This is a genomic window from Kitasatospora sp. NPDC059577, from assembly GCF_042735475.1.
In the GTDB taxonomy this organism is placed as follows: Bacteria; Actinomycetota; Actinomycetes; order Streptomycetales; family Streptomycetaceae; genus Kitasatospora.
Genome location: NZ_JBHWBZ010000061.1, coordinates 52,412 through 60,782, shown reverse-complemented (window position 1 = coordinate 60,782; position 8,371 = coordinate 52,412). Strand labels below are relative to the sequence as shown.

The window sequence follows — 8,371 nt, the reverse complement described above, 5'->3', positions numbered from 1 at the left end:
ACGCCCCCGCCGACCCCGCCGCGCCCCGCCCCCGCCGCCGGCCCCGCCCCCGCCGCCCGGTCCGGCGCGGCCCCCGGGTTCGGCCCGGCCCCGCTCCCCGGCGCCTACTCCTGTCCGGCCCGCCTGGCGGCGGTGACCACCCCGGTCATCGCCTCCAGGAAGCGCCGGGCCGTGTCCAGCTCCCCCGGGCCGAACTCCCGCATCGCGCCGAGCAGATCGCCGATCAGCCCGCCGAAGAAACCCTGTCCCAACTCCATCGCCCGGTCCTCCACCACCAGCCGCACCCTGCGCCGGTCCTGCGGGTCGCGCTCGCGGCGGATCAGCCCGAGCTTCTCCAGCCGGTCCACCAGGCCGGTCGTCCCGGCCGAGTTCAGGTGCAACGCCGCGCCGAGCCGGCCCGGGGTGACCACCGCTCCGGCCCGGTCGGCGTCCAGCAGGTGGATCAACGCCCGCAGATCGGTCGGGTGCAGACCGTTGCGGGACGCGAACTCGGCCCCGAACAGATCGAGTTCGACCGTCAGACCGCGCAGTAGGTGGACCAGCCGCATCGGTTCCTCGACTTCGGACACCCTGTCGTCCCTCCTCGGGCACATCCGTGCCATGATTCTCTCACTCGGCGAGATAATCGCTGGGCGAGATAGTTGCTGAGCGGGATACTCGCCGGTCGAGATGCTTGCCGGGCGAGCGGTTCCGCACGCCATCACACCACACCTGCGGAGGCCCGCCATGTCCGCCCGCACCGCCCCGTCCCGCACCGCCCCCTTCCTCGCCGCCTACGACGCCCTGCTGGCCCGCTGGCCCGTCCCCGTCGAGGCCCTCACCGTGCGCACCGCCCACGGCACCACCCGGATCAACGCCTGCGGCCCCCACGACGGACGCCCCCTCGTCCTCCTCCACGGCGGCGGCGCCACCTCCACCACGTGGTCCGCCAACGCCGCCCCCTGGGCCGCGGCCGGACACCGCGTCCTCGCCGTCGACCTCATCGGCGACCCCGGACGCAGCGTCCACGACGGTGCCGCCCTCGACGGAGTCCCCGGACTGCTCGGCTGGCTGGACGCCGTCCTCGACGAACTCGACGTCCCCCGGGCCGACTTCTGCGGCCACTCGTACGGAGCCTGGATCGCCCTGGAATACGCCCTGCACGCCCCCGCCCGGACCGGCCGACTCGCCCTGCTCGACCCCACCCGGTGCTTCGCCGGCTTCCGGCCCGGCTACCTGCTGCGCGCGCTCCCGCTCTTCCTCCCCGGCCGCACCCCGGACCGCGCCCGCGCCTACCTCGACTGGGAGACCCGCGGCGGCCACGGCCTCGACGCCGACTGGCGGGAGCTCTACGCCCTCGGCTACGCCGACTTCCCCGCCTCCCGCGTGGTCACCGGCCCGCAGCCCACACCCGAACGCCTCCGCGCCCTCACCGCCCCCGTCCTCACCCTCCTGGCCGCCCACAGCCGCGCCCACGACCCGGCGCGCGTCGCCGACGCCGCCCGACGCGCCCTCCCGTCGGCCGAGGTGGCGGTCATCCCGGACGTCACCCACCACGACCTGCCGATGGCGGGCGCACCCGAGGTCAACCGTCGCCTCCTGGACTTCCTGTCCGCGGACTGACGGCCGGCCTCCGGCGCCTACAGCAGCAGGGAGTTGAAGGACCGGCCCGGCAGATCCGGTCGGCGCGCCCAGTGCCGGCCCGCGGTTTCGAGGACCCCGAAGAGCGTCTCCCGGGCCTCGGGGCACTCCCGCAGCAGGAGCGCCGACCGCTCGACCACCAGGAGGTAGTGGTCGGCGGGCAGCCACGCCAGGTCGCGCAGGCAGTCCGAGAGAGCGTCCCAGTTCCAGCCGAAATAGGCCGGGAGCCGGAGCCGGACACTCAACTGTTCGAACAGCCGTTGCTCGTCGCCCGCCTCGGCGCCGTCCAACCGGGCCACGAAGCTGGTCCCGGGCGGCGGCAGCAGGAACGCGGCGCCCTGCGCGTCCGCCGTCCCGTGGTGGATCCAGGGCGCCTCGGCTGCCCAGTAGTGGTTCATGTCCGTCCGATCCGGGGGGTGGGATGGGCCGCCGGATGCCTGACCGGGTGCACCGTCGGATGCCGGGCGGGCCTCGCACACCCGGGTGCCGGGGCGGTGATCGTAGCGTTGCCGGACGGCCCGGAGCACGTCGCCGGGTATCAGCGCCGGGCATGCCGGATCCGCACCCGCCCGAACCCGACGGCGCCGATGATCCGGACCGGCGGCCCATCGGGGTGCGAGGGGGCCGGGGTGGGAGAGCTGCCGGGGCGGGGACGGTGCCGGGGCGGGGAGGGTGCCGGGCCCGGTGGAGCGGGGGCTTCCCGGCCGTGGACAGGCCCTCGCTGTCGACGATCGCGTCGCGCGGGGCGGCGATGACGGCCCCGCCGGTGCTCGGGTTCAGCTCGATATCGACCACGGGGTGCTCGATGACCGCCCGCGAGAGGTCCGGCGTCACCCATCCCGTCACCTCCCGTCGCGGACTCGGCTCCGAGGGTCCCGGGCACCCGCCGGGCACCGCCCGCCTGATCCGCCCGGGATGGGCGGCGAGCACGGACGCCGGGCCCGGGTCCTCCCCCGGAAGCACATCCAGGATCCGCACCGACTCGCCGCCCGTACCGGCGGTCGGCACCTTGTGCGTACCGGTCAGCACCTCGTCCGTACCGGTCGGCACCTTGTGCGTACCGGTCAGCACCTCGTGGAGCCGCCGTTCCGACTCCGCCGGTGTGAGGCGCCCTTCGGCGAAAGCCTGCTGAGCCGTGTCACAGCCGAGTGGCACTCCCCTCCGTGGTCGGGCGCTGGGGGTGCGGCGGGCGCCGAACGTGCGACACCTGCGACATGTGCGACGCGTGCGACCGGTGTCCCGGCGGAGCGGTCAACTCCCCGCCCCGGGCCCCGATCCGATCCCGGAGGCCAGACCGGCACGGACCAACTGTTCACCCTCGCCCGGCAGTACGGCGCCGGCGCCGGTGGCGGCGGGCCGCTCCGGGGCGGCGACGGGCCCGGACCGTACGGCCGACCGCACCGCCCGGGGCCGTGACCGCCGCCGTCTCCGTCGCAGCTGTCGCCGTCGCCCTCCTCAGTAGATCAGGTAGCTCGGACGGTGCCCTTCGTCGTCGATCTCTCCGGTGGCCTGGACCCGCAGCTTGCGGGAGAGCTCCTCCAGGGCGCGGGAGGCCGCGACCTCCTCGCCGATCCGCGCGAGCGGACGGTCGTCGGCGCTCTTCACGGCCTCGCCGCGCGCGCTCAGGCCCGGCGCCCTCGCGCCCGTCAACCTGGCGTCGCACGCCGTGTGCACGCCGTCCTCGTCGAATGTCAGCTCCACGTCCCACTGGTTGTGCATTGCCACACCTCCTGGCGCCGGCCCCCGTCCGTGCCTGTCCTGACCGGCACGGACGGTGAGCCGTGGCGGCCGCTCACACCAGGGTGCGCCTGCCCCGCCCGTAGCGGCAAGCGCGGCCGACACCGCCGGGCACGCACCCCGGGTCCGTACCGTCGCACCCCCTCCCGGCGGGCGTCCGCGGCCGCGCGCCGTGCCGACCGGCCCGGCCACCGGCCCGGCGGTACGCTGACGGGAGCGGGCCGCGACGGCCGACCCATCCGGACCCGTCGGCGCGGCGCGGGCAGCGACAACCTGGTGGTCCCTCCGTGGCGGTCTTCCTCCTCGCCCTCGGCGCGGCCTGCTGTCTGGGACTCGGCTTCGTCCTCCAGCAGCACGCGGCGCAGCGGGCTCCCCGTTCCGACCTCCTGCACTGGCGGCTGCTGCTGGACCTCATGCGGATGCCCCAGTGGCTGCTCGGCACCGGCTTCATGGTCAGCGGCCTGATCCTGTCCGCGCTCGCGCTCAACCAGGGCGAGGTGTCCCTGGTCGAGCCGCTGCTGGCCACCAATCTGCTGTTCGCCATGGCGCTCGCCCGGGTGTTGACCCGTCAGACCCTGGGCCGCTCCGGCTGGGCGGGGGTGTTGCTGCTCGGCCTCGGGGTGACGGCCTTCATCGTGGCCGGGAAGCCGACGGGCGGTGGGGCTCCCGCCGGGGAGCTGCGGCACTGGCTGGTGGTCGGCACGGTGGTCGGGCTGGTCGTGCTGCTGGTCTCGATGGCCCGCCGACTGCCGCTGTTCGAGGAGGCGACCCTGCTGGCGCTCGCCGCCGGGCTGCTCTACGGCCTCCAGGACGCGCTCACCCGGACCACCACCCAGCGCCTCGACCACGAGGGACTGGGGGCGGTGTTGCGCAGCTGGCAGCCGTACGCGGTGATCGTGGCGGGCGTGATCGGGCTGCTGCTGGTGCAGAGCGCCTTCGAGGCCGCGCCGTTGCGGATGTCGTTGCCGGCGCTGACCGCCGCCCAGCCGCTGGCCGGGATCGCCTGTGCGGTCGGCTTCCTCGGTGACCGGCTGCGGGTCACGCCGAGCGCGCTGGCCTGGCAGTCGGCCGGGATGCTGGCCATCGTGGTCGGGGTGATCGTGATCGGCCGGCACCCGGCCATGCCCGGCACCGTCCGCGACACCCTGGAGAGCGTCGGGGTGGCGCCGGAGGAGGCGTCCGAGACCGACGCGGACGACCGGCCCGGGGACCGGCCCCGGAACGAGCCCGCGAGCGGGGCCGGCTACGGTTCCGTGGACGAGTCCACAGACGGAGCCGGAGATGGGTCCGGGAACGGACCCCGGGCCGGCGTCGAGGACCCGCCCGACGGCGGACCCGGCAACGGACCCGATAGCGCCCCTGGGAAGCCCGGTTAGAGGTCCCGATGTGCTGGAGCGCACGGGCGGACGCCGTGGCCGGCGGGGTGGTCGCGGCCGTCGGGGTGGCGTGCCTGGTCCGCGCCCACCGGGTCGGCCGGCCGGAGCGGTCACCGCTCGCCGCGCTCCCCCTGGTACTGGGCCTGCATCAGCTGATCGAGGCACTGGTCTGGCTCGGTACGGACGGCGAGCTGCCGGCCGCCTTCGCCGGGGCGGCCCGCACCGCGTGGGCGGCGATCGCCCTCCCGCTGCTGCCGGTGCTGGTCCCGGCGGCCGTGTGGTGCGCGACGCCCGGACCTCGGCGACGCGTGCTCGCCGGGTTCACCCTGCTCGGCGCGGCCGTCGCCGTCCCGCTCGCCGTGGCCGTCGCCTCCCGTCCGGTGACGGCCACCGCGCACGGCCACACCCTCGGTTACGCCGTCGGGATCCCGCACCCGGCTCCCCTCCTGATCGGCTACCTCCTCGCCACCGTCGGCGCCCTCCTCGCGAGCGGCGATCCGTTGCTCCGCCGCCTCGGCTTCGTCACCGGTGCGGGCGCCTTCGCCTGCGCCCTGGTCTGGCGCCTCGCCTTCGTCTCCACCTGGTGTGCCCTCGCCGCCCTGGCCAGCCTGCTGCTGCTCCACTGGGCGGGCCGCCCGCCCAGTGGAGCAGGCGCCGCCGCACGGACCGCCCGCCCGCTCCGCTGACCGCACCCTAGGGGCGTACCTGGGACGGCGCCGGTGCCGGAGTCGGAGCCACCGCCGGAGTCGGTGCCGGTGCCGACCGGGGTTCCGTGGCCTGCGGCACGACCGGCGCGACCCGCGCAACCGGCACGACCGGCACGACCGGCGCGCTGTCGGCGGTGCCCCTGCGGCCCCGCAGACGGTCCATCTCCCGCCACTCGGGCCGGAGTCCGGCCAGGGTCGTGGTGGCGAAGTAGAGGGCGCCGGCGGCGAGCAGGCTGGGTATCAGGCCGAGCAGGGCGACCGACGCACCCGCGACCAGCCCGCCGAGCGGGATGCCGGCCCAGGACAGGGAGTCGCCGAGGGCGTGGACGCGGCCGAGCAGGTGGCGGGGCACCCGCTCGAAGAGCACCGCGCCGAGGATCGGGTTGAGGAAGCCGGAGCCGAACCCTCCGATCGCGAAGACCGCGAGCACCGCCCACAGCGGTGCGCCGAGGGCGAGCACCAGAAACCGGGGCGCGCCGCAGAGCAGGAAGCCGACGAAGAAGACAGTCCGGCGGGGCAGCCGGGAGGCGACGGCTGCCGCGATCAGGCTGCCGACGACCGCCGTGGCGCCCATGACACCGGCGGCCAGGCCGATGGCGGCCGGGCCGTGGCCGGACTCCCGCGCCCAGACCGGCACGAGGACGGTCGCGAAGCCGGCGTCGAGCAGGTTGGTGATGCCGACCATGACGATCAGTGCGAGCAGCAGCGGCTCGGACCGCAGGAAGGCGAAGCCCGCACGGAACATCCGCCAGTAACCGCCGTCCTGCTCCCCCTCCGTCGCCGCCCCGGGAGTCGCGTCAGTCGCGGGAGCCGAGGCAGTCGCGGGAGCCGCGGCGGTCGCCGCGGGCACCACCGGACGCCCCATCCCGCGCGGCAGCGCGAGGGCGATGACCAGCGACCCGAGCGCGAAGGTGACGGCGTTGACCGCGAGCCCGGCCAGCGGGCCCGTCAGCGCGATCAGCCCGCCGCCGACCGCCGGACCGATCGTGGAGGCCAGCCGCTCGGTGACGCCGGACAGCCCGGTGGCGCGCTCCATCGGCACCCGGGCGCGGTCGGCCGCCTCCGGGACCATCACCGACTTGGCGAGGTCCCCCGGGCCGCGCATCGCGCCGATCACCGCGACCAGCACCAGCAGCGTCCAGAACGGGAGCAGCCCCTGCGTGTGCAGCAGCGGCACCAGCCCGGCCGCGGTGGCGCTCACCGCGTCCGTCGTCCAGGACACCACCCGCGGCCCGAGCCGGTCGACCACCGGCCCGGTCAGCGCCTTGACCAGGACGTACGGCGTCATCTCGGCGAAGGCGACCAGGCCCGTCATGGTGGCGCTGCCGGTGGTGGCCAGGACGAACCAGGGCAGCGCGATGGCCGAGACGCGCGTGCCGGTCACGGAGACGACCGTGGCGGTCAGCACCCCGGCCAGCGGCCGGTAGCTGCGCGCGGGCGGATCGGCGGCGGCGGTCGTCATGCCGGGTCCCCCTCGGTCGTGGTGGTGCGGGCGTCCGGCAGGACGTGGACGATCACGGAGACCTGCTCGGTACCGGCCGGCACCGGGCCGTCGGGGTCGGTCCGGCGGTACCGCCCGATCACCTCGGACAGCTCGCCGGTGAGCTGCTCGGCCTCGGCGGGGGTGAGCTGCAGGATCAGGTCGCTGAGGTCCGTCACCCGGCGCCACTCGCGCGGCATGGTCTCGAAGGCGTCCAGCGTGCGCTGGCCGGTCAGGGTGTGCGCGGCCAGGACGGACCGCAGGAAGCCGACGGCCGTGTCGCGCTCCTCGTCCGCCATGTCGTCCCCCGTCCAGACGGTGAGCCGGTGGGCCGAACGCCACCAGCGCTCACGGGCGTTGCCGCGCTCGTGGTCCTCCTCGACGAAGCCCGCGGCGGCGAGCTGGCGCAGGTGGTAGCTGGTCGCGCCGGAGTTGAGCCCCAGCTGCGCGGCGAGCCTCGTCGCCGTGGACGGGCCGTGCTTGCGCAGCAGCCCGACCAGCTGCATGCGCACCGGGTGCGCCATCGCCCGCATGCCCTTGGCCGTGATGGCGACGTGCGGGTCGTCGCTGTGCTTCCATCCGCTGTCCTCGGTCATGGCAGGAGCCTAGAACCGCAAAGAGTTCTTTGCAAAGGGTTTTCTGCGAAGATTCCTTTGCGGTTTCCGGAAGGCCCGGTCGGCGGGCGGCCCCGGCACCGGCCCCGGGGCCGCCCCGCCGGTCGGGGGGTGCACGACCGGCCGACCGGCGGGGGCCTGCGCCCGGTTCGCGCACCGGAGCGGGATTGTCACCCGGGCGGGTGAGGCGCACGCTGGCAGCAGGGCCCGGAACGCGGCCCGCCCCGGTCGGCCGCGGAACCGATGACGGCCGCCGGTGAGGCACGAGGGGCAGGGCGATGACACGCGGGAGGCTCTGGGGCTACGTGGCGTCGGGGGCCCGGGCGCTCGCGGCGTTCGGCGGCCCGGGCGGCACCGGTCGCCGGGGCGGCTCCGGGCGCACGGGCGGCCCGGTCGCCGTCGGGACCGAGGAGGGCCCCGGCCCGTTCCCGTCCGGCACCATGGCGGCGCCGAGGGCGCTGACGCGCGCGGAGCTGGAGCGGCTGCGGTGGACCGGCCGGCAGGCCGGCTGCGAGCCGATGGCACGGCACGTCCAGGTCGCCGACGTGGTCGGCCGGGTGGTGCGCGGCGGCGGCCGCTCGGCGGCCGTCACGGTCCGGGTGGCACCGGGGCTGCCGGTGGTGGCCGGCGACGCCCGACGGCTGGAGGCGGCCCTCGCCGGACTGGTCGACCACGCGATCCGGCGCACCCCGATGGGTGGCCGGGTGCTGGTGCGCGCCGAGGTGGCGCGCGGCGGCCGCCGGGGCGGCGCCGCGGCCCCGCCCCCCCGGCGCCGCGCCCGCCGCCCGCCCCCGGCCGCGGCGGATGCGAGCGCTGGCGCCCGGCCCCCCCCACAAC

7 protein-coding genes and 2 pseudogenes are annotated in these 8,371 nt (G+C 76.1%); 4 read left to right on the top strand and 5 right to left on the bottom strand.

Annotated elements, in window-relative coordinates; all coding sequences use genetic code 11:
- Window positions 1-104 precede the first annotated feature (104 nt).
- Window positions 105-548, bottom strand: coding sequence for a MarR family winged helix-turn-helix transcriptional regulator (locus tag ACFV0O_RS33725; protein WP_380347553.1), 444 nt, complete (start codon window positions 546-548; stop codon window positions 105-107).
- A 178-nt stretch (window positions 549-726) separates the two neighbouring features.
- Between ACFV0O_RS33725 and ACFV0O_RS33720 the strand changes: the two genes are divergently transcribed.
- Window positions 727-1,602 carry an alpha/beta fold hydrolase gene (locus ACFV0O_RS33720; RefSeq protein WP_380347552.1) on the top strand — a complete coding sequence of 292 codons (876 nt, stop codon included), beginning with the start codon at window positions 727-729 and terminating at the stop codon, window positions 1,600-1,602.
- Window positions 1,603-1,619: 17 nt separating this feature from the next.
- Here ACFV0O_RS33720 and ACFV0O_RS33715 read toward each other — a convergent pair whose 3' ends face one another.
- Together ACFV0O_RS33715 and ACFV0O_RS33710 are read right to left on the bottom strand one after the other, a co-directional pair.
- Entirely contained in the window at window positions 1,620-2,018 is a 399-nt protein-coding gene (locus ACFV0O_RS33715) for a barstar family protein (protein ID WP_380347551.1), read from the bottom strand.
- Window positions 2,019-3,075: 1,057 nt separating this feature from the next.
- Window positions 3,076-3,339 (bottom strand): dsRBD fold-containing protein, encoded by a 264-nt coding sequence (locus tag ACFV0O_RS33710; protein WP_360258095.1) that lies wholly within the window; start codon window positions 3,337-3,339, stop codon window positions 3,076-3,078.
- 305 nt (window positions 3,340-3,644) lie between these two features.
- Here ACFV0O_RS33710 and ACFV0O_RS33705 point away from each other — a divergent pair.
- A pseudogene (locus tag ACFV0O_RS33705) lies at window positions 3,645-4,484 on the top strand (DMT family transporter); the annotation flags it as partial.
- 257 nt (window positions 4,485-4,741) lie between these two features.
- Window positions 4,742-5,419, top strand: coding sequence for a DUF6629 family protein (locus ACFV0O_RS33700; protein WP_380347550.1), 678 nt, complete (start codon window positions 4,742-4,744; stop codon window positions 5,417-5,419).
- Between the two features lie 7 nt (window positions 5,420-5,426).
- Here the strand turns inward: ACFV0O_RS33700 and ACFV0O_RS33695 are convergent, their stop codons facing one another.
- Together ACFV0O_RS33695 and ACFV0O_RS33690 are read right to left on the bottom strand one after the other, a co-directional pair.
- Window positions 5,427-6,902, bottom strand: coding sequence for an MFS transporter (locus ACFV0O_RS33695; protein ID WP_380347549.1), 1,476 nt, complete (start codon window positions 6,900-6,902; stop codon window positions 5,427-5,429).
- Window positions 6,899-7,516 carry an ArsR/SmtB family transcription factor gene (locus tag ACFV0O_RS33690; RefSeq protein WP_380347548.1) on the bottom strand — a complete coding sequence of 206 codons (618 nt, stop codon included), beginning with the start codon at window positions 7,514-7,516 and terminating at the stop codon, window positions 6,899-6,901. Before ACFV0O_RS33690 ends, ACFV0O_RS33695 begins: the two co-directional genes overlap by 4 nt.
- A 296-nt stretch (window positions 7,517-7,812) precedes the next feature.
- Between ACFV0O_RS33690 and ACFV0O_RS33685 the strand changes: the two are divergent.
- Window positions 7,813-8,371, top strand: a pseudogene (locus ACFV0O_RS33685) (hypothetical protein); the annotation flags it as partial.

Coding starts and splice junctions, on each gene's coding strand:
- ACFV0O_RS33695 (WP_380347549.1), bottom strand. CDS start 6,902: ATGACGACCGCCGCCGCCGATCCGCCCGCGCGCAGCTACCGGCCGCTG.
- ACFV0O_RS33700 (WP_380347550.1), top strand. CDS start 4,742: ATGTGCTGGAGCGCACGGGCGGACGCCGTGGCCGGCGGGGTGGTCGCG.
- ACFV0O_RS33715 (WP_380347551.1), bottom strand. CDS start 2,018: ATGAACCACTACTGGGCAGCCGAGGCGCCCTGGATCCACCACGGGACG.
- ACFV0O_RS33725 (WP_380347553.1), bottom strand. CDS start 548: ATGCGGCTGGTCCACCTACTGCGCGGTCTGACGGTCGAACTCGATCTG.
- ACFV0O_RS33710 (WP_360258095.1), bottom strand. CDS start 3,339: ATGCACAACCAGTGGGACGTGGAGCTGACATTCGACGAGGACGGCGTG.
- ACFV0O_RS33690 (WP_380347548.1), bottom strand. CDS start 7,516: ATGACCGAGGACAGCGGATGGAAGCACAGCGACGACCCGCACGTCGCC.
- ACFV0O_RS33720 (WP_380347552.1), top strand. CDS start 727: ATGTCCGCCCGCACCGCCCCGTCCCGCACCGCCCCCTTCCTCGCCGCC.